This window comes from Streptomyces sp. NPDC046866 (assembly GCF_040704625.1).
Taxonomy (GTDB): domain Bacteria; phylum Actinomycetota; class Actinomycetes; order Streptomycetales; family Streptomycetaceae; genus Streptomyces.
On sequence record NZ_JBEYXN010000006.1, the window covers coordinates 116,684 to 135,837 of the forward strand.

Annotated in this window: 15 protein-coding genes and 1 pseudogene; 8 read left to right on the forward strand and 8 right to left on the reverse strand. The window is 74.3% G+C overall.

The genetic code is table 11. The features are described from left to right. Positions 1-57: 57 nt before the first annotated feature. Genes AB0953_RS12070 through AB0953_RS12080 form a run of 3 tightly spaced genes read left to right on the forward strand, consistent with a single transcriptional unit; the run spans position 58 to position 3,960 of the window. Complete coding sequence (locus tag AB0953_RS12070; RefSeq protein ID WP_366859321.1) at positions 58-2,580, forward strand: DUF3516 domain-containing protein; 2,523 nt, start codon at positions 58-60, stop codon at positions 2,578-2,580. Positions 2,581-2,632: 52 nt separating this feature from the next. Next, entirely contained in the window at positions 2,633-3,550 is a 918-nt protein-coding gene (locus AB0953_RS12075) for an acyl-CoA thioesterase II (RefSeq protein ID WP_366859322.1), read from the forward strand. 8 nt (positions 3,551-3,558) lie between these two features. Beyond that, positions 3,559-3,960, forward strand: coding sequence for a YchJ family metal-binding protein (locus AB0953_RS12080; protein WP_366859323.1), 402 nt, complete (start codon positions 3,559-3,561; stop codon positions 3,958-3,960). On the opposite strand, the pseudogene AB0953_RS12085 reads toward AB0953_RS12080, so the two are convergent. The 7 genes and pseudogenes from AB0953_RS12085 to AB0953_RS12115 form a co-directional block, all read right to left on the reverse strand. Further along, a pseudogene (locus AB0953_RS12085) lies at positions 3,924-4,766 on the reverse strand (DUF6397 family protein). The gene AB0953_RS12080 and the pseudogene AB0953_RS12085 overlap by 37 nt on opposite strands. 110 nt (positions 4,767-4,876) lie before the next feature. Then, positions 4,877-5,275, reverse strand: coding sequence for a roadblock/LC7 domain-containing protein (locus tag AB0953_RS12090; RefSeq protein ID WP_366859324.1), 399 nt, complete (start codon positions 5,273-5,275; stop codon positions 4,877-4,879). A 154-nt stretch (positions 5,276-5,429) separates the two neighbouring features. Beyond that, complete coding sequence (locus AB0953_RS12095) at positions 5,430-6,080, reverse strand: ATP/GTP-binding protein (RefSeq protein ID WP_366859325.1); 651 nt, start codon at positions 6,078-6,080, stop codon at positions 5,430-5,432. Continuing rightward, entirely contained in the window at positions 6,080-6,460 is a 381-nt protein-coding gene (locus AB0953_RS12100; protein WP_366859326.1) for a DUF742 domain-containing protein, read from the reverse strand. The genes AB0953_RS12095 and AB0953_RS12100 overlap by 1 nt, the downstream gene beginning before the upstream one ends. Positions 6,461-6,477: 17 nt before the next feature. Further along, positions 6,478-6,924: a roadblock/LC7 domain-containing protein gene (locus AB0953_RS12105; RefSeq protein WP_366859327.1), complete on the reverse strand. Its 447-nt coding sequence runs from the start codon at positions 6,922-6,924 to the stop codon at positions 6,478-6,480. Beyond that, a complete protein-coding gene (locus AB0953_RS12110; protein WP_366859328.1) occupies positions 6,924-9,566 on the reverse strand; it encodes a nitrate- and nitrite sensing domain-containing protein in 2,643 nt (880 codons plus the stop codon). Before AB0953_RS12110 ends, AB0953_RS12105 begins: the two co-directional genes overlap by 1 nt. A gap of 51 nt (positions 9,567-9,617) precedes the next feature. After that, on the reverse strand, positions 9,618-10,451 hold the full coding sequence (locus AB0953_RS12115; protein ID WP_366859329.1) for an MHYT domain-containing protein: 834 nt from the start codon (positions 10,449-10,451) through the stop codon (positions 9,618-9,620). A 182-nt stretch (positions 10,452-10,633) separates the two neighbouring features. On the opposite strand from AB0953_RS12115, the gene AB0953_RS12120 reads away from it, so the two are divergent. Further along, positions 10,634-11,293 carry a class I SAM-dependent methyltransferase gene (locus AB0953_RS12120; RefSeq protein ID WP_366859330.1) on the forward strand — a complete coding sequence of 220 codons (660 nt, stop codon included), beginning with the start codon at positions 10,634-10,636 and terminating at the stop codon, positions 11,291-11,293. Between the two features lie 74 nt (positions 11,294-11,367). On the opposite strand, the gene AB0953_RS12125 is transcribed toward AB0953_RS12120, so the two are convergent. After that, the gene (locus tag AB0953_RS12125; protein WP_366859331.1) at positions 11,368-12,282 is read right to left on the reverse strand and encodes an oxygenase MpaB family protein; all 915 of its coding nucleotides are present in this window, start codon (positions 12,280-12,282) and stop codon (positions 11,368-11,370) included. Between the two features lie 142 nt (positions 12,283-12,424). Between AB0953_RS12125 and AB0953_RS12130 the strand changes: the two genes are divergently transcribed. Genes AB0953_RS12130 through AB0953_RS12145 form a run of 4 tightly spaced genes read left to right on the forward strand, consistent with a single transcriptional unit; the run spans position 12,425 to position 19,138 of the window. After that, positions 12,425-14,218, forward strand: coding sequence for a thiamine pyrophosphate-requiring protein (locus AB0953_RS12130; protein ID WP_366859332.1), 1,794 nt, complete (start codon positions 12,425-12,427; stop codon positions 14,216-14,218). A 2-nt stretch (positions 14,219-14,220) separates the two neighbouring features. Next, positions 14,221-17,301: an FAD-binding and (Fe-S)-binding domain-containing protein gene (locus AB0953_RS12135; RefSeq protein ID WP_366859333.1), complete on the forward strand. Its 3,081-nt coding sequence runs from the start codon at positions 14,221-14,223 to the stop codon at positions 17,299-17,301. Beyond that, positions 17,298-17,939 (forward strand): DUF1360 domain-containing protein, encoded by a 642-nt coding sequence (locus tag AB0953_RS12140; RefSeq protein WP_366859334.1) that lies wholly within the window; start codon positions 17,298-17,300, stop codon positions 17,937-17,939. The genes AB0953_RS12135 and AB0953_RS12140 overlap by 4 nt, the downstream gene beginning before the upstream one ends. Next, positions 17,936-19,138: an enolase C-terminal domain-like protein gene (locus AB0953_RS12145; protein ID WP_366859335.1), complete on the forward strand. Its 1,203-nt coding sequence runs from the start codon at positions 17,936-17,938 to the stop codon at positions 19,136-19,138. The genes AB0953_RS12140 and AB0953_RS12145 overlap by 4 nt, the downstream gene beginning before the upstream one ends. Positions 19,139-19,154 lie beyond the last annotated feature (16 nt).

Sequence of the window (19,154 nt, forward strand, 5' to 3'; positions counted from 1 at the left end):
TCTTCGTTGCGGCGGCCGGTTCCCCCATCCGGGGCGAAGCCAGGCAAGATGGGGGGCGTGACCCTCATTGATCAGCTCCCGCCGAACGCCGACCCCGACACCCTCTTCGAGGCTTTCTCCTCGTGGGCGGAGGACCAGGGCATCAGCCTGTACCCGGCTCAGGAGGAGGCGCTGATCGAGGTCGTCTCCGGAGCGAACGTGATCCTGTCCACGCCGACGGGCTCCGGCAAGAGCCTCGTCGCGGCCGGTGCGCACTTCACGGCCCTGGCCCAGGACAAGGTCACCTTCTACACCGCGCCGATCAAGGCGCTCGTGTCGGAGAAGTTCTTCGACCTGTGCAAGCTGTTCGGTACCGAGAACGTGGGCATGCTGACCGGCGACGCCTCCGTGAACGCCGACGCCCCCGTGATCTGCTGCACGGCCGAGGTGCTGGCCTCCATCGCCCTGCGCGACGGCAAGTACGCCGACATCGGCCAGGTCGTGATGGACGAATTCCACTTCTATGCCGAGCCGGACCGCGGCTGGGCCTGGCAGATCCCGCTGCTGGAGCTGCCGCAGGCGCAGTTCATCCTGATGTCGGCGACCCTCGGCGACGTGACGCGGTTCGAGGAGGACCTCACCCGGCGCACGGGCCGGCCGACGTCGGTGGTGCGCTCCGCGACCCGCCCCGTGCCGCTGTCGTACGAGTACGTCACCACCCCGATCACCGAGACGATCACGGAGCTGCTGGAGACCCGGCAGGCGCCGGTGTACATCGTGCACTTCACCCAGGCCCAGGCCGTCGAGCGCGCGCAGTCGCTGATGAGCATCAACATGTGCTCCCGCGAGGAGAAGGACAAGATCGCCGAGCTGATCGGCAACTTCCGCTTCACCACGAAGTTCGGCCAGAACCTCTCCCGCTACGTGCGCCACGGCATCGGCGTCCACCACGCCGGCATGCTGCCGAAGTACCGGCGCCTGGTGGAGAAGCTGGCCCAGGCCGGCCTGCTGAAGGTGATCTGCGGGACCGACACCCTGGGCGTGGGCGTCAACGTCCCGATCCGCACCGTGCTGTTCACCGCGCTGACCAAGTACGACGGCAACCGGGTCCGCACGCTGCGCGCCCGCGAGTTCCACCAGATCGCCGGCCGGGCCGGCCGGGCCGGCTTCGACACGGCGGGCTTCGTCGTCGCCCAGGCGCCCGAGCACGTCATCGAGAACGAGAAGGCCCTGGCGAAGGCGGGCGACGACCCGAAGAAGCGCCGCAAGGTGGTCCGCAAGAAGGCGCCCGAGGGCTTCGTCGCCTGGTCGGACACCACCTTCGAGAAGCTGATCGCCGCCGACCCGGAGCCGCTCACCTCCCGGTTCAAGGTCACCAACATCATGCTCCTGTCCGTCATCGCCCGTCCGGGCGATGCCTTCCAGGCGATGCGCAGCCTGCTCGAGGACAACCACGAGCCGCGCAAGGCCCAGCTGAGGCACATCCGCCGGGCGATCGCCATCTACCGGTCCCTCCTGGACGGCGGTGTGGTCGAGCAGCTCGACACCCCGGATGCCGAGGGCCGCACCATCCGGCTCACGGTCGACCTCCAGCAGGACTTCGCGCTCAACCAGCCGCTGTCCACCTTCGCGCTGGCCGCCTTCGACCTGCTGGAGCCGGAGTCCCCCTCCTACGCGCTGGACATGGTCTCGGTCGTCGAGTCCACGCTGGACGACCCGCGCCAGATCCTGGCCGCCCAGCAGAACAAGGAGCGCGGCATCGCGGTCGGCGCCATGAAGGCCGACGGGATCGAGTACGAGGAGCGGATGGAGCGCCTCCAGGACGTCACCTATCCCAAGCCGCTGGAAGAGCTCCTGCACCACGCCTACAACGTGTACCGCAAGAGCCACCCGTGGGTCGGCGACCACCCGGTCTCCCCCAAGTCGATCATCCGCGACATGTACGAACGCGCGATGACCTTCACCGAGTTCACGTCCTTCTACGAGCTCGCCCGCACCGAGGGCATCGTCCTGCGGTACCTGGCGAGCGCCTACAAGGCGCTGGACCACACCATCCCCGACGACCTGAAGTCCGAGGACCTGGAGGACCTGATCGCCTGGCTCGGCGAGCTGGTGCGCCAGGTGGACTCCAGCCTGCTCGACGAGTGGGAGCAGCTGGCGAACCCGGAGGTGGAGACGGCGGAGGAGGCCCAGGACAAGGCCGACCAGGTCAAGCCGGTCACCGCGAACGCGCGCGCCTTCCGCGTCCTGGTCCGCAACGCCATGTTCCGGCGGGTGGAGCTGGCCGCCCTGGACCACATCGACGAGCTGGGCGAGCTGGACGCCGAGTCCGGCTGGGACGCCGACGCCTGGGGCGAGGCCATGGACGCCTACTGGGACGAGTACGACGACCTCGGCACCGGCCCCGACGCGCGCGGCCCGAAGCTGCTGCAGATCGAGGAGGACCCGGCGCACGGCCTGTGGCGGGTCCGCCAGACCTTCGCGGACCCCAACGGCGACCATGGCTGGGGCATCAGCGCCGAGGTGGACCTCGCCGCCTCCGACGAGGAGGGCCGGGCGGTCATCCGGGTGACCTCGGTCGGCGAGCTCGGCACGCTCTGACCCCCGCCGGAGGGCGACCGGCCCGACCGGAGACGACAGTGGAGAGGCTCTGATGACGAACCCCGCCGAGAGACTGGTCGATCTGCTCGACCTGGAGCAGATCGAGGTCAACATCTTCCGCGGCGCCAGCCCGCAGGAGTCACTCCAGCGCGTCTTCGGCGGGCAGGTTGCCGGCCAGGCCCTGGTGGCCGCCGGCCGCACCACCGAGAGCGACCGGCCGGTCCACTCCCTGCACGCGTACTTCCTGCGCCCCGGCATCCCCGGGGTGCCGATCGTGTACCAGGTGGAGCGGGTGCGCGACGGGCGGTCCTTCACCACGCGCCGCGTCACCGCGGTCCAGCAAGGCAAGACGATCTTCAATCTGACCGCCTCCTTCCACCATCCGGAGGAGGGCGGCATCGAGCACCAGCTCCCTCCCCGCCTCGACTTCCCCCACCCGGACACGCTCCCGAAAGTGGCGGACGAGATCCGCGAGCACCTGGGCGCGCTGCCCGAGGCGCTGGAGCGGATGGCCCGCCGCCAGCCCTTCGACATCCGGTACACGGACCGGCTGCGCTGGACCCCGCAGGAGCTCAAGAACGCCGATCCCCGCAGCGCGGTGTGGATGCGCGCCGTCGGCCCGCTGGGCGACGACCCTCTCGTGCACACCTGCGCCCTCACGTACGCCAGTGACATGACCCTCCTCGACGCCGTGCGCATCCCCGTGGAGCCCCTGTGGGGCATGCGCGGTTTCGACATGGCCTCGCTCGACCACGCCATGTGGTTCCACCGGCCGTTCCGGGCGGACGAGTGGTTCCTGTACGACCAGGAGTCGCCGATCGCGCACGGCGGCCGCGGCCTGGCCCGCGGCCGCATCTACGACCTGGAGGGCAGGCTGCTGGTCTCCGTGGTCCAGGAAGGCCTCTTCCGCCCCTATCCCTCCCCGCAGGCCCGGCCGTCCGCGCCGGCCGCACCGACCCCGAAGAGCTGATCACCGCCATGCCCCAGCCGGCCCTCCCCTGTCCCTGCGGGCTGCCCGCCGCCTACCCGGAGTGCTGCGGCCGCTTCCACTCCGGCGCGCAGCAGGCCCCCACCGCCGAACTGCTGATGCGGTCCCGCTTCAGCGCCTTCGCCGTCGGCGACACCGCCTACCTGATGCGGTCCTGGCACCCGGACACCCGCCCCGGCGCGCTCGACCTGGACCCCGACCAGCGCTGGGTCAAGCTGGAGATCCTCGGCACGGAGCGCGGCGGGATGTTCGAGACGGAGGGCTCGGTGGAGTTCCGGGCGCACTACCGCGAGGGCCGGCACGCCGGGTCCCTGCACGAGAACAGCGCCTTCACCCGGGAGGGCGGGGCCTGGGTCTACGTCGGCCCCCTCTCCCCCGTCGAGTTCGACTGACCGCGCACCCCGGTCAGGGCGAAGTCCAGGCTGGTGCGGTACCAGTGCACCTCCTCCGGCGACTCGGCCCGCAGCAGCCGCTGGGCGACGGCCGCCGCGGCCGGGTGCTGCGGGTGGCCGTACGGCAGGGGCGGGGCCAGGGCGGCGAGGACGACCCGCTCCGCCGGGTCGGGCACGGCCTGTGCCAGCTCCTCCTCCGGGAGCACGGAGGCCAGGACGGCGGCCCGCTCTCACGGGTCGGCGGTCCGTCTCAGCAGCAGCCCCACGTGCCGGCTGCGCCACTGCCGCGGGCGCAGGTCCGCCTTGGCCGCCATCAGCTCACGGTCCTGCGCGGGCGCGCCCCCGCTCAGCAGCTCCGGCTGCGCGGCGGCGAACTTCCGCAACTCGGCGGCCAGATAGAGCCACACCACCGCCCGGTACCGGTTGACCCGGTAGCCGACGGGGGCGAGGTGCCCGCACCGGGCGAGCCGGATGAACCGGCTCGGCCCGATCCCCATGAGCGCGCCCGCAGGCTCCGCCCCGGCCACGGTCTCGACCCGCGCGCGGAGCGCGTCCGGGAAGCCCTCCGCCGCCCTGACCCGGTCCAGCTCGGCCCGCGTGTAGCGGGCTCCTCCGCCGGGGGCCGGCGGCGCGGCCCGTACGATCCCCAGCTGGACGGCCCGGGCGAACTCGCCCCGGCTCAGCCCGAGCTCGCCGGCGGCCCTGGCCCCGCCCACCGTCGGCCCCGCTGCTGCGGACACCCCGGCCCGGACCCGCGGCTGCGTCGCAACGTTCATGACGATCCCCCTCACGCATCGCATCTCCATCACTCTGCGTGAAGAACGTAACCCACCGTCACGACACCCTGCGCGGCCTGTGGATAACTCCCGAAGCGAGGCCGAACCCGAGGTCGGGACCGGATCCCGGCCCGCTGCCGTCAGCCGCCGGTGATCCGCCGCTCCGCCACCCCCAGGTGCTCGCCCACCCGGTTGACCAGCAGCGTCATCTCGTACGCGACCTGCCCGATGTCGGCCTCCGCAGAGCTGAGCACGCACAGCGAACTGCCCGAGCCCGCCGCCATGACGAAGAGGGCCCCGTCGTCGTACTCGACCATGGTCTGCCGCACCTCCCCGGCCCCGAAGTGCCGTCCCGACCCCTTCGCCAGGCTCTGCAGCCCCGCCGCGACCGCCGCCAGGTGCTCCGCGTCCTCCCGTACCAGCCCGGCGCTCGCGCCCGTGACCAGCCCGTCGTTGGACAGCACCACCGCATGCCGGACCTGCTGGACCCTGCGGGACAGGTCGTCCAGCAGCCAGTCGAGCTGCTTGTCCAGTGCCATACCCAGCCCCTCCCCGTCGACGCCGCCGGCCCGGCCGCGCCGCACCCCGCGCAGTACGTGCCGCAAGCCTTCCCCACCAGGGCCTTTCCGGCAAGGTCCGAACCAACGCCGCCACGGACCCCGCCGGCGCCCCGCGACCCCGCAGCGGGCCGGCTCACACCGCTCCGGCCTGCGGATCAACCGACTCCAGCAGCCGCGCGGTGTGCACCCTCCCCGCGTACTCCACCAGCCTGATCAGGACTTCCTTGCCCGAATCCCTGTCCCGGGCGTCACACAGCACCACCGGAGTCCCGGTCTCCAGGTCCAGCGCCCGCGACACGTCGGGCGCCCCGTACCGGCGCGCGTCCGTGAAGCAGTTGACGGCCACCACGAACGGGATGCGGCGGTGCTCGAAGTAGTCCACCGCCGGGAAGCAGTCCTCCAGGCGCCGGGTGTCCGCCAGCACCACGGCCCCCAGGGCTCCTTGCGCCAACTCGTCCCACAGGAACCAGAACCGGTCCTGCCCCGGCGTCCCGAACAGGTACAGCGAGAGACCGGCCCGGACGGTGATCCGCCCGAAGTCCATGGCCACGGTCGTGGTCGTCTTCCTCGCGACGCCGCCGGTGTCGTCGACCAGCTCGCCTGCCTCGCTGAGCAGTTCCTCCGTCCGCAGCGGCCGGATCTCGCTGACCGCGCCGACCAGAGTGGTCTTGCCGGCCCCGAAGCCGCCTGCCACGAGTATCTTCAGCGCGAGGGCCACCGGTTCGCCGCCGTCACCGCCGGCCTCGGCGTCCTCGGCGTCCCGGTCGTCATGCCTTCGTCCCATCACAGCGCTCTCAATCCCTCGATGACTTCCCGCAGAATCCGCTCGTCCGGCAGCCGGGCGGGCGGTACCGGCCTGCTGACCCTCACGTGCCCCGCTTCCAGCAGGTCGCCCAACAGCACCCGCACCACCCCCACCGGCAGGTCCGCGTCAGCGGCGAGCTCCGCCACCGACTGGGTCTCGGACCGGCACAGGCGGAGCAGCGCCCGGTGCTCGGGGCCGAGCAGCGCCTCGTCCGCCGCGTCCGCGGCCCCGGCGTCCACCACGACCAGCGCGATCAGGTCGAACCGCACCCCGTGCGGGCCCGGCTTCGTACGCCCGCCGGTCATGGCGTACGGGCGGACGAGCGGGCCCGCTTCGGCGTCGTACCACTGGACGTCCATGGACCGGACCGCCGTCCTCAGCCCGCGGCCGGCGGCTCGGCCCCGAACCGGGGCGGCGTGTACAGGTGTTCCCCGACCCGCTTCACCAGGCGGGCCATCTCGTAGGCGATCAGCCCGATGTCGGCGCCGCCCGTGCTGAGCACGGCCAGGCAGGAGCCCTCGCCCGCCGCGGCGACGAAGAGGAACCCCTCGTCCATCTCCACCATCGTCTGCCGCACTCCGCCGACCCGGAAGTGCCGGCCCGCCCCCTTGGCCAGACTGTGGAAACCGGAGGCCACGGCGGCCAGGTGCTCCGCGTCCTCCCGGCCGAGGGCGCTCGACGCACCCACCGGGAGCCCGTCGCCGGACAGGACCACGGCATGGCGGACCTCGCGGACGCGGACCACCAGCTCGTCCAACAGCCAGTCCAGTTCACCGGCCCTGCGGACACCGCCGCCGGGGCCGGATCTGCGGTACTCGATCATCACGCTTCTCCTTCGCTGCTGCCTGGGTGGTCGGAGTTCTCCCGGGCGCCGCGGACCCAGCCGGCCCGGTAGGCCGCCATCCGGTCCCGGGCCTGCTCCGGGCTGCGCCGCGGCGGATCCGCGGGCGGGGCCGCCGCGGCCGACGCCTTCTCGGCCGCGACCTCGCGCAGCTGCGGGACCAGGCTGGCCTGGCGCACACGGCGCGGCAGTTCCGCGGCGGGCGCGGCGGGTTCGGGTGCCTGCGCCGCCGCGGGGGCCTGCGTACGGGGAGCCGCGCTCCCCGCGCCGCCGCGCGGCCGCAGTGAGGCCACCGGCGCGGGCAGGCCGGGGTGCACGGGCTCCTCCCGTACGGCACCGCCGCCGGAGGCCGGGACCCCGCGCGCTTCCTCCCGTACGGCGGATACCGCGGATGCTGGCACGGCGGATACAGCGGACACAGCGGACGCCGCGGGCACGGCTGCCACGGCGGGCTGCTGCGGGACGGCCTCCCCCTGCCGGGCCGCAGCCGCCGCGACCTCCGGCGCCGCCTCCCGGCCCGGGTCGTGCACGGCCGGGCCGAACGCGGGCCCGAGCGCCCCCTGGAGCACGGAGTTCGGCAGGAGCACCACGGCGGTGGTGCCCCCGTACGGCGACGGACGCAGGTGCACCCGCACGCCGTGCCGGGCGGACAGGCGGCTGACCACGAAGAGCCCGAGCCGGTCGCTGTCGAAGAGGTCGAGGGCGCCGGACTGCTCGATGCGGCGGTTGGCCTCGTCCAGGGCCTCGCGGCCCATGCCGAGGCCGCGGTCCTCGACCTCCAGGACGTATCCGACACCCACGGGCTCGCCGCTGACCCGGACCTTGGTGTGGGGCGGCGAGAACTGGGCGGCGTTCTCGATGAGTTCGGCGAGCAGGTGGGTGAGGTCGGCGACGACCCCGCCGACGACCGCGGCCTCCGGCAGTTGCCGGACCTCCACGCGCGGATAGTCCTCGATCTCCGACACGGCGGCCCGGACCACGTTCGTCAGCGGGACGGGCACCCGCCAGGCCCGCCCCGGGGCGGCACCCGACAGGATGATCAGGCTCTCCGCGTGGCGGCGCATGCGGGTGGTGAGGTGGTCGAGGCGGAAGAGGTCGCCGAGCTCGCCGGGGTCGTCGGTGCGCCGCTCCATGGAGTCGAGCAGGGTGAGCTGCTTGTGCACGAGGACCTGGCTGCGCCGCGCCAGGTTGACGAACACGCCGCTCACCCCGCTGGCGAGCTCGGCGCGTTCGACGGCGGCGCCGAGCGCGGCCCGGTGCACCGTGGCGAGGGCGGCGCCGACCTGGGCGATCTCGTCCTCCGCGGCGGGCCGGGACGGTGCCTCCGCATCCACGTCGAGGTCCCGGCCGGCGCGCAGCCGGTCCATGGCGTGCGGGAGCTTGCGGTGGGCGATCTCCAGGGCGGTGTTGCGCAGCGACACCAGTTCCACGACGAGGCCGCGGCCGATGCGGACCGAGATCACGAGCGAGGCGGCCACGGCCGCCAGGCCCAGCAGCACGGCGGCCCCGGCGGGGCCGAGCGCGCCTGCGGCGAGGGGGTCGCGGCGGTCGGCGGCTCCGGCGTGCGCGGCCGCCTCGATCTCCCGCATGGAGCTGCTGACGCTCGTGTACGCGGCCTCCCAGCCGGCGGCCGCGCCCCGCGGGTCCTTGGCGGTGCCGGCGGCCAGCACCCGGTCCTCGGCGCCGGTCAGTTCGGCGTACGCGGCACCCTTGGCGACGGCCTGCCAGGCGTCCTGCTGGGCGGCGGGCAGGTCGCCCGCGGAGCTGTCGGTGAGGGCGCGGCGGGTCTCGACGAGGCCGGTGAGCCGCCGAACCGATTCGGCGCTGCGCTGGCCCGGTACGGAGATCAACGCGTCCTCCCGGGCCAGGAGTTCCCCCGCGCGGGCGAATTCGAGCAGCACGCGTGCCCCGGGGCCGAGCTCGGCCTGCGCCCCGCCGGAGAGGGAGCCCGTGACGGCGAGGGCGGCGTCCACGACACGGGTGTACGTCTCGTACGCCGCGTCCGCGGTCGCACGCCGGTCGGCGATGTCCTTGCGGGCGGTGCCGAGCCCCTCGGCGGCCGCGACGAAGGCGCCGAGGCGGACGACGACCTCCGTGCGCTGGTCGCCGGACTCGGCCACGGTGTGCCGCTCGCCGAGCCGGAGGCGCCGGACGGCGTCGTCGGTGCGGCGCTGCTGGCGGTCCAGTTCGGTGGCGCGCTCGGCGGCGGGCTCGGCCAGGTAGCGGACGGCGGCGCGCCGCTCGGCCTGGAGCTCGCCGACGGCGGCCGCGACCGGGGTGCGGATCTCCTGGTCGATCCGCTGGACGCGGCCGATCCGGGCGATGTCGCGGGCGGTGTTGACGGTGGCGAAGCCCCAGAGGGCGAGCAGGGAGACCACCGGGACCATCAGCAGGGAGACGACCTTCGCCCGGACCGTCGCGGGCCGCAGGCGCAGACCCGGCCGGACACGCCCCGCGCCGACCGGACCCTCCGCAGCCGCCCCCGCCGCCGTCCGCTCCCCGGCCGCCCCCGGCTCAGGCTCAGGCTCCTCGGCGGGCGGCCCGGCGTGGGCCCGCCGGCCGCGCGCCGGTGGTGCGGGCAGCCGCGGCGGCGCCGCGTCCGGTCGTCTGCGGGATGTGCGCATGGAGCTCCTCGTTCCGGGTCCGGTCCTGCGGGCGGGTGGACGGGCGGCGGGTCAGCGGGCGGACGCGGCGGCCGAAGCGGACGCGGACCCAGAGGCGGAAGCGGAATCGGGCGCAGAGGCTGACGCCGATGCGGACGCCGATGCCGAAGCCGATGCCGCGCGCTCGTCGGCGGTGGGCGACAGGGCCACGAACGCAGAGGTCAGGAAGAGGTAGGAGCCGAGCCCGACGGCGAGCGGGAAGACGAACTGCATGGCCGTGGCCCCGGGCAGGGCCTGGGCCGAGGGCGCCACCCGCACGGCGACGGCCGTCATCCCGGTGTAGTGCATGGAGCTGACGGCCGCGCCCATGACCAGCGAGGCGACGGCGACGGCGGCCGGCGCCTTGATGTGGAGCGCGGCCCACAGCGCGGCGGTGGCCGCGACGACGGCGATGGCGACCGAGAGCCCGACGGTGAGGGGCTCGTAGGAGACGCTGCCGTGCAGCCGCAGGGCGGCCATGCCGAGGTAGTGCATGCTGGCGACGCCCAGGCCGGTGGTGAGGCCGCCGAGGAGGAGGGAGCGGCGGCGCTGGTTGCCGTATCCGACGGCGAAGACGCCGGCGCCGACCACGACCATGGCGACGAGCAGGCTGAGGACGGTCAGGGGCACGTCGTAGTGGATCTCGGTGCCCGTGACGTCGAAGCCGAGCATCGCGACGAAGTGCATGGTCCAGATGCCGGTGCCGATGGCGGATGCTGCGGTGAGGAGCCAGTTCCGGCGCGAGGGTCCGGTCGCGGCGAGCGCGCGGACGGTGCAGCGCAGCCCGAGGGCGGCGCCGATGCATGCCATCACGTATGACAGGACGGGCGTGAGCCAGCCGTACGCCGCGTGGTCGAGGTGTCCCATGGCCCCGGGACGCTAGTCCGGGTGAGGTGCCGAACAAGGGGAGCATTTCAAAACCAGCGGGAACTGCTGGAATATGACAGAGCTACGTTCGTCTTCGACCGCACCGGACGCCACCTTGCGCGCCGGCCGCCCGCGCGGGGGCGCGCCGGACGGCGTGCGCACCGATGCGGGATCATGGGCCCATGACTGAAGACCCCGAGCCCCGGGACGACCGCAAGCCGCGGGACCACCACAAGCCCCGGGACGACCGCGATCCCCGGCAGGTGCAGGAGTTCTTCGGGCAGCGCGCTGCCGGCTGGGACGAGAAGTTCCCGGACGACGGGCCCGCGTTCGAGAGCGCCGTGGCCGAGTTCGGGCTGCGCCCCGGCGACCGCGTGCTCGACGCCGGCTGCGGGACCGGGCGGGCGCTGCCCGCGCTGCGTGCGGCCGTGGGCCCGGCCGGCACCGTGCTCGGCGCGGACCTCACCCCGCAGATGCTGACCGCCGCGCGGCGGGCGGGGCGGGACGCGGACGGCGCGCTGCTGCTCGCGGACGTGTCCCGGCTGCCGCTGCGCGACGCGGCGATCGACGCGGTGTTCGCCTCGGGGCTCGTCGCGCACCTGCCCGATCCGGCGGCGAACCTGCGGGAGCTGGCCCGGGTCGTCCGCGCCGGCGGCCGGCTCGCCCTGTTCCACCCGATCGGGCGGGCGGCGCTGGCGGCCCGCCACGGCCGCGCGTTGACCCCGGACGACCTGCGCGCCGAGCACAACCTCGGCCCCCTGCTGGCGGGTTCGGGCTGGGAGCTGCTCCGCTACGCCGACGAGGACGCGCGTTTCCTGGCCGTCGCCCTGCGCCGCGCCTGAACCGCGCCCCCGAGCCGGTCCGCCCTTCCTGTGTACGAGGGCCCCGCCCCCGGGGCCCGCGCAGGTGCTCCGGATCAGGCCGGGGGCTGGGCCTCGGCTCCGGCCGGCCGGCGGGGATGCGGCAGGGGGCACCCCCCGGAGCCGGGCACGGGGAACGTGCCGAGCTCGCCCACGTCATAGCCGCCGCGGTAGCCCTTGATCTCCGGGTTCTGGCGGGCGTAGTGCGGGGTCCTGCGCGGGGGCAGCAGCCGTACGGCGCGGCCGCGCAGCCGCAGGGCGCCGCGGACCAGCTTCCGGACCTGCGGGCGGGGGCGCTCGAAGCGGAAGGCGTCCAGCAGCGGCTCGTCCAGCAGCGCCAGGCTTGCGCCGCGCACCGCGGGGGCGAGCGGCGCCGGGTACCAGGAGGCCATCAGGTCCAGGGTGGAGTCGGCGACCTTGCGGCCGCCCTCGTCCCAGCCGAAGTGCTCCGCCTCGTAGGCGTTCAGGGTCTCCTCGAACTCCTCGTAGGAGGCCGGGATGTCCTTGATCCCCATGTGCCGGCCGAGGGTGGCGTAGTAGTGCGCGGAGGCGCGGCGCTCGTGGTGGGTCATGGGGCGCCAGCCGTAGGCGTCCAGCCAGCGCGGCGGGATGACCACGAACGTGCACAGGACGTAGCGCATGTCCTCGTTCGGGATGTCGTAGCTGCGGTGCATCTGGTTGATGCGGCGGATCGCCGTGCGCGCGGTGTCGTGCTCGAAGCCGTGCTCGACGACGGCGTCCAGGAGCAGGGAGGTGTCGTCGTAGCGCTTCTGTGCGCGCCCGGTGAACTCGCCGGTCTCGGCGAGGAGGCGGCCGATGCTCGGGACGGCGTAGGTCCGGAAGAGTGCGAGCTCGAGGGCGCGGGTGAAGTCCCAGGGGAACTCGTAGGTGGCGGTGAGCCGGTAGATGGTGAGGAAGTCCTTGTCCGGGTCCAGACGGAGGATCTCCTTCAGCCGGTCGTAACGCTGCACCTGGTGCTCCCTTTCCGTTGCGGAGGGCCAACTCTACGTGCCGGTAGCCGGGGCCGACCGGGGGTGCATGGGGCACGGACGGTCGGGCAGACGCGGGAGGCGGGGGCGGACGCGAGCGGACCGACCACGAGGGAGCAGGACGATGAAGGTTGCCGACTACCTGTTGCAGCGGCTGCGCGCATGGGACGTCGAACACGTATTCGCGTACCCGGGCGACGGGATCAACGGCCTCCTGGCGGCCTGGGGGCGGGCCGAGGACCGGCCCCGCTTCATCCAGGCGCGGCACGAGGAGATGGCGGCGTTCCAGGCCGTCGGCTACGCCAAGTTCTCCGGCCGTACCGGGGTCTGCGCGGCCACCTCGGGACCGGGTGCGATCCACCTGCTGAACGGCCTGTACGACGCGAAGCTCGACCACGTGCCGGTGGTGGCCATCGTCGGGCAGACCGACCGCAGCGCCATGGGCGGCTCCTACCAGCAGGAGGTGGATCTGGCCTCCCTCTACAAGGACGTCGCCTCCGCCTTCTGCGAGACCGTCAACGTACCGGCGCAGCTGCCCAACGTCCTGGACCGGGCCCTGCGGATCGCCGCCACCCAGCGCACCCCCACCGCGCTGATCATCCCGGCCGACGTGCAGGAACTCGACTACGAGCCGCCGGCCCACGTCTTCAAGCAGGTCCCCTCCAGCCTGGGTGTCGGGCACTACGCCCCCGTGCCGGCCGACGAGGACCTCGCGCGGGCGGCGGAGATCCTCAACGCCGGCGAGCGGCCGGCGATGCTCATCGGGCAGGGCGCCCGGCACGCCCGCGCCGAGGTGGAGCAGGTCGCCGACCTCCTGGGTGCGGGGGTCGCGAAGGCGCTGCTCGGCAAGGACGCGCTGCCGGACACCCTGCCGTACGTCACGGGCGCGATCGGGCTGCTCGGCACCCGGCCCTCGTACGAGATGATGCGGGACTGCGACACCCTGCTCGTGGTCGGCTCCAGCTTCCCGTACACGCAGTTCCTGCCGGAGTTCGACCAGGCGCGCGCGGTGCAGATCGACATCGAGGCGGCCATGGTGGGCCTGCGCTACCCCTTCGAGCTGAACCTCGTCGGGGACGCGGCCGAGACGCTGCGGCGCCTCGCGCCGCTGCTCCGGCGGCGTACCGACCGCTCGTGGCGCGAGACGATCGAGGCCAACACCGCCCGCTGGTGGGAGGTCATGCAGCGGAGGGCCGAGGTGCCGGCCGATCCGGTCAACCCCGAGTACGTGGTCCATGCGCTGGACGAGCTGCTGCCGTCGAACGCGATCATCACCGCGGACTCCGGGTCGGCCGCGAACTGGTACGCGCGGCACCTGCGGATGCGCGACGGGATGCGCGGCTCCCTCTCGGGCACCCTCGCGACGATGGGGCCGGGCGTGCCGTACGCCATCGGCGCGAAGTTCGCCCACCCCGACCGGCCGGCCGTCGCCCTCGTCGGCGACGGCGCGATGCAGATGAACGGGCTGGCGGAGCTGCTGACCGCGGCGAAGTACCACCGCGAGTGGTCCGACCCCCGGCTGATCGTGGCGGTGCTGAACAACCAGGACCTCAACCAGGTCACCTGGGAGATGCGCGCCATGCAGGGCGCCCCGGCGTTCGAGCCCTCGCAGAGCATCCCGGACGTGCCCTACGCCGAGGTCGCCGCCCTGTTCGGCCTGGACGGCGAGCGGGTGGAGTCCCCCGACGGCGTGACCGCGGCCTGGCGCCGGGCGCTGGACGCGGACCGGCCGTACGTCATCGACTTCCGTACGGACCCGGCGGTGCCGCCCATCCCGCCGCACGCCACGTGGGACCAGATCAAGTCCGCCGCCGCCTCGGTGCTGCGCGGGGACAGCGACCGCGCCGCCGTGGTCCGCCAGGGCTTCCGGGCGAAGGTCCAGGAGTTCCTGCCGGGCGGCGGCGAGAAGGAGGAGTGACGGTGGCAGCAGGCTCCGGGACCGACCTCGCCGGTCTGGAACGGGCGCTGCGCGCCGAGGTGGACGGGGAGGTCCGCTTCGACGCGGGAAGCCGCGGCGCGTACTCCACCGACGCGTCGAACTACCGGCAGGTCCCGCTCGGCGTGGTGGTCCCCCGCACCGTGGACGCGGGGGCGCGGGCGGTCTCCGTGTGCGCCCGCTTCGGCGCACCCCTGCTCTCGCGCGGCGGCGGTACGAGCCTGGGCGGGCAGTGCACCAACACGGCCGTGGTCCTCGACTGGACCAAGTACTGCAACCGGCTGGTCTCCGTGGACCCCGCGGCGCGGACCTGCGTGGTCGAGCCGGGGATCGTGCTGGACGAGCTGAACCGGCAGCTGGCGCCGTACGGGCTGAAGTTCGGCCCCAAGCCGGCCACGCACAGCCACTGCTCGCTGGGCGGCATGATCGGCAACAACAGCTGCGGCGCCTCCGCCCAGGCGTACGGCAAGACGGTCGACAACGTCCGCACCCTGGAGGTCCTCACCTACGACGGCGTCCGCTTCCGGGCCGGGCCCACCGACACGGAGGCGTACGAGCGGATCGTGGCCGAGGGCGGCCCGCGCGGGCGGCTCTACCGGGGCCTGAAGGACATCGCCGCCCGCCACCTGGCCGAGATCCGGCGCGGCTACCCGAAGATCCCCCGCCGGGTCTCCGGCTACAACCTGGACTCCCTGCTCCCCGAGAACGGCTTCGACGTCGCGGGCGCCCTCGTCGGCAGCGAGGGCACGCTGGTGACGGTACTGCGGGCGGAACTCCGGCTGGTGGAGGTCCCGGCGGCGGAGGCCCTGCTGGTCCTGGGGTACGAGGACGTCTTCGCCGCCGCGGACGCGGTGCCGGCGCTGCTGGAGCACAGCCGTCCCACCCAACTGGAGGCCGTCGACGGCCGGATGGCGCAGCTGATGCGCGAGGAGAAGGTCCACCTCGACTCCCTGGACCTGCTGCCGGAGGGCGACAGCTGGCTGCTCGTCCAGTTCGGCGGCGCGACGCAGGACGAGGCCGACCGGCAGGCGTACGAGCTGCTGCACGCGCTCGGCCGGGCGCAGGACGACCCCTCCGTGGCCTTCTCCGACGACCCCGCCCGGGAGCAGGAGTTCCTGAAGACCCGGGAGGCGGGTCTCGGCGTCACCGCCCGGCCGCCCGACGGCTCGGAGACCTGGGAGGGCTGGGAGGACTCGGCGGTGGCCCCGGAGCGGCTCGGGGACTATCTGCGGGACCTGGAGCGGCTCTACGGACGCTACGGCTACCAGAAGGCGTCGCTGTACGGGCACTTCGGCCAGGGCTGCGTGCACACCCGGATCCCCTTCGCACTGCGCGACGCCGAAGGCGTGCAGGCGTTCCGGTCGTTCCTGTACGAGGCGGCCGATCTGGTGGCCTCGTACGGAGGTTCGCTCTCCGGTGAGCACGGCGACGGGCAGGCCCGCGGGGAGCTGCTGCCACGGATGTTCGGCCCGGCGCTCGTCGGGGCGATGGGCGAGGTCAAGGCGCTGTTCGACCCGGACAACCGGATGAACCCCGGCAAGGTGGTCCACCCGCACCGCGCCGACGAGGACCTGCGCCTGGGCCCGGACTGGCGGCCCCGGCCGCAGCGCGACACGTACTTCGCGTTCGCCCGCGACGGCCACGACTTCGGGCGGGCCGTGCAGCGCTGCGTCGGCGTCGGCAACTGCCGCTCCCACGAGGGCGGGGTGATGTGCCCCTCCTACCGGGCCACGCGGGAGGAGGAGCACTCCACCCGCGGCCGTGCCCGGCTGCTGTTCGAGATGATCGACGGCCATGGCGACTCCCCCGTCACCGACGGCTGGCGCTCCTCGGCGGTGCGGGACGCGCTGGACCTGTGCCTGGCCTGCAAGGGCTGCGCGTCCGACTGCCCGGTGGAGGTGGACATGGCCACGTACAAGGCCGAGTTCCTCGCCCACCACTACCGGGGGCGGCTGCGCCCGCCCGCGCACTACGCCCTGGGCCTGCTGCCGGTGTGGGCGCAGCTGGCGCGGCGTACGAGTCCGACCCTGGCCAACGCCGTGCTGCAGGCGCCGGGCCTGGGCCGACTGGGGAAGCTGGCGGCCGGCGTCGACCCGCGGCGCGCCGCGCCCCCGTTCGCCGCCGCGTCCTTCCAGCAGCAGTGGCGCGCGCAGGCGCGGCCCGAGCCCGACCCGCGGGACCCGCGCACCGTGCTGCTGTGGCCGGACACCTTCACCAACCACTTCCACCCGCACATCGCCCGCGCCGCCGTGCGCGTCCTGGAGGACGCCGGCTTCCGGGTGGCGGTGCCGCCGGGGCCGGTCTGCTGCGGCCTGACGTGGATCTCCACCGGGCAGCTGGCCGGCGCGCGCCGGGTCCTTGAGCGCACGCTGCGCGGCCTGCGGCCGTGGCTGGACGCCGGGACGCCGGTCATCGCGCTCGAACCCTCCTGCGCGGCCGTGTTCCGCTCCGACGCCCCGGACCTGCTCGCCGGCGACGAGGACGCCCGGCGGCTGGCCGGTCGGACCCGTACCCTCGCCGAACAGCTCGTCCACCACGCCCCCGAGGGGTGGCGGCCGCCGCGGGCCGACCGGGCGGCGACCGTGCAGACCCACTGCCACCAGCACGCCGTCCTCGGCGCCGGGGCGGACGGCGAGCTGATGCGCCGCGCCGGCCTGGACGCCGATGTCCTGGACGCCGGCTGCTGCGGGCTGGCCGGGAACTTCGGCTTCGAGCGCGGGCACTACGAACTGTCGCTGGCCATCGCCGAACAGGGCGTCCTGCCGGCCGTCCGCGCCACCGCGCCCGGCGCCCTCGTCCTGGCCGACGGCTTCAGCTGCCGCACCCAGATCGAACAGGCCGACACCGGGCGCCGGGCCCTGCACCTGGCCGAGGCGCTCGCCCTCGCCCTCGACGGGCCGCTGCCCGCCGACCACCCCGAGAAGGCCGTCCCGCGGCCCCGGCCGCGGCCCGGGCCCGCCCGTGCGGCCGCCGCCGCAGCCCTGGGCGGGCTGATCGGCACGGCGGCCGGGGCGGCCACCGCCCGTGCCGCCCGACGCGGCCGCGACGTCAGGAGGAACCCGTGACCACCGCACAGCACGCCTGGAGGTCGATCCGCGACCGCCTCGACCACGAAGCACACCGCTACTCGGCCGGGGAGGACCGCCCGCTCGGGGCCTACACCGGCGCCATGGGGCTCTACGCCGCGACCGTCCTCGCCTTCGCCGGCATCGCGCGCGCCGCCGGGCGCCGGCCGCCGGCACCGGGCCTGCAGGACATCGCCCTCCAGGCGGTCGCCACCCACCAGCTGTCCCGGCTCCTCACCAAGGATCCGGTCACCAGCCCGCTGCGGATGCCGTTCACCCGTTTCCAGGGCACGTCCGGGCCGGCCGAACTGGCCGAGGAGGTCCGCGGGAGCGGCGCCCGCAAGGCGGTGGGGGAGCTGCTGACCTGCCCCTTCTGCACCGGCCTGTGGATCTCGACCGCGCTGGCCGGCGGCTCCGTCTTCCTCCCCGGTGCCACCCGGCTGGCCTGCGCCACGCTGGCCGCGCTGGCCGGATCGGACTTCCTGCAGTTCGCGCGGGAGGCCGCCCACCACGCGGTCGAGGGCGGGTCCGGGGAGGACGAGGAGCAGGACGGGGGCGGGGACGAGGCCGAGGGCAGGGACCAGGCCGAGGGCGGGGACCAGGCCGAAGGCGGGGACCAGGCCGAAGGCACCCCATGACCGCGGGGACCGCGACGCCGCCCGGCCCGGCTCCGCTGGTCGAGGCCCTGCACGTGCGGGTCCTGGACTTCCCGACCGATGCCCCGGAGGCCGACGGGACCGCGTCCTGGGACTCCACCACCATGGTCCTGGTGGAGGCGGCCGCCGGGGACCACCGCGGCGTGGGGTGGACGTACGGGGCGGCGGCCGCCGCGGGCGTCGTCACCGAGCTGCTGGCCGGGCAGGTCACCGGCCGCAGCGCCTTCGACGTCCCGGCCGCGAACGAGGCCATGCACCGCGCGCTGCGCAACGCCGCCCGCCCCGGCATCGGCGGCTACGCCCTGTCCGCCGTCGACATCGCCCTGTGGGACCTCAAGGCACGGCTGCTGGGCGTGCCGCTGGCCGACCTCCTGGGACGTGCCCGCAGCAGTGTGCCGGTCTACGGCAGCGGCGGCTTCACCTGCTACGACGAGGGGCAGCTGGAGCGGCAGCTGCGCGGCTGGGCCGCGCAGGAGCGGATTCCGCGCGTCAAGATCAAGATTGGCGAGTCGTGGGGAACCCGGGAGGACCGGGACCTGGCCCGCATCCGGCAGGCCCGCGCACTCGTGGGCCCGGACACGGAACTCTACGTCGATGCCAACGGCGCCTACACGGCCAAGCAGGCGATCCGGGTGGCCGAGCGCTTCCGGGAGTACGACGTCCGCTGGTTCGAGGAACCGGTCTCCTCCGACGACCTGCCGGGGCTCGCCCGGGTCCGCGCCGCCACCGGTGCGGACGTGGCCGCCGGCGAGTACGGATTCGCCCTCCCCTACTTCGCCGCCATGGCGCCCGTCGTCGACTGCCTCCAGGCCGACGCCACCCGGTGCGGTGGGCTCACCGTCTGGCTGCGCGCCGGGGCGCTCGCCCAGGCCCACGCTCTGGAGCTCTCCGCGCACTGCGCCCCGCACGCCCACGCCCATGCGGCGGCCGCGCTGCCCAACCTCCGGCACGTGGAGTGGTTCCACGACCACGTCCGCATCGAACGCCTGCTCTTCGACGGCGCCCTCGACCCTGCGGGCGGCGAACTGCTCCCCGGCGCCGACGGGTCCCCCGGCCTCGGCCTCACACCGCGGCCGGAGGTGCTCGACCGGTACGCCCGGCCGGCCGGAGGGGCTGCCGCCGGCGCGTCGGAGCCTGCAGGCGTTCCGGCGCGGGCTCCGGGGCGGCGCCCCGGCCCTTGAGCCCCACCGCACGTCC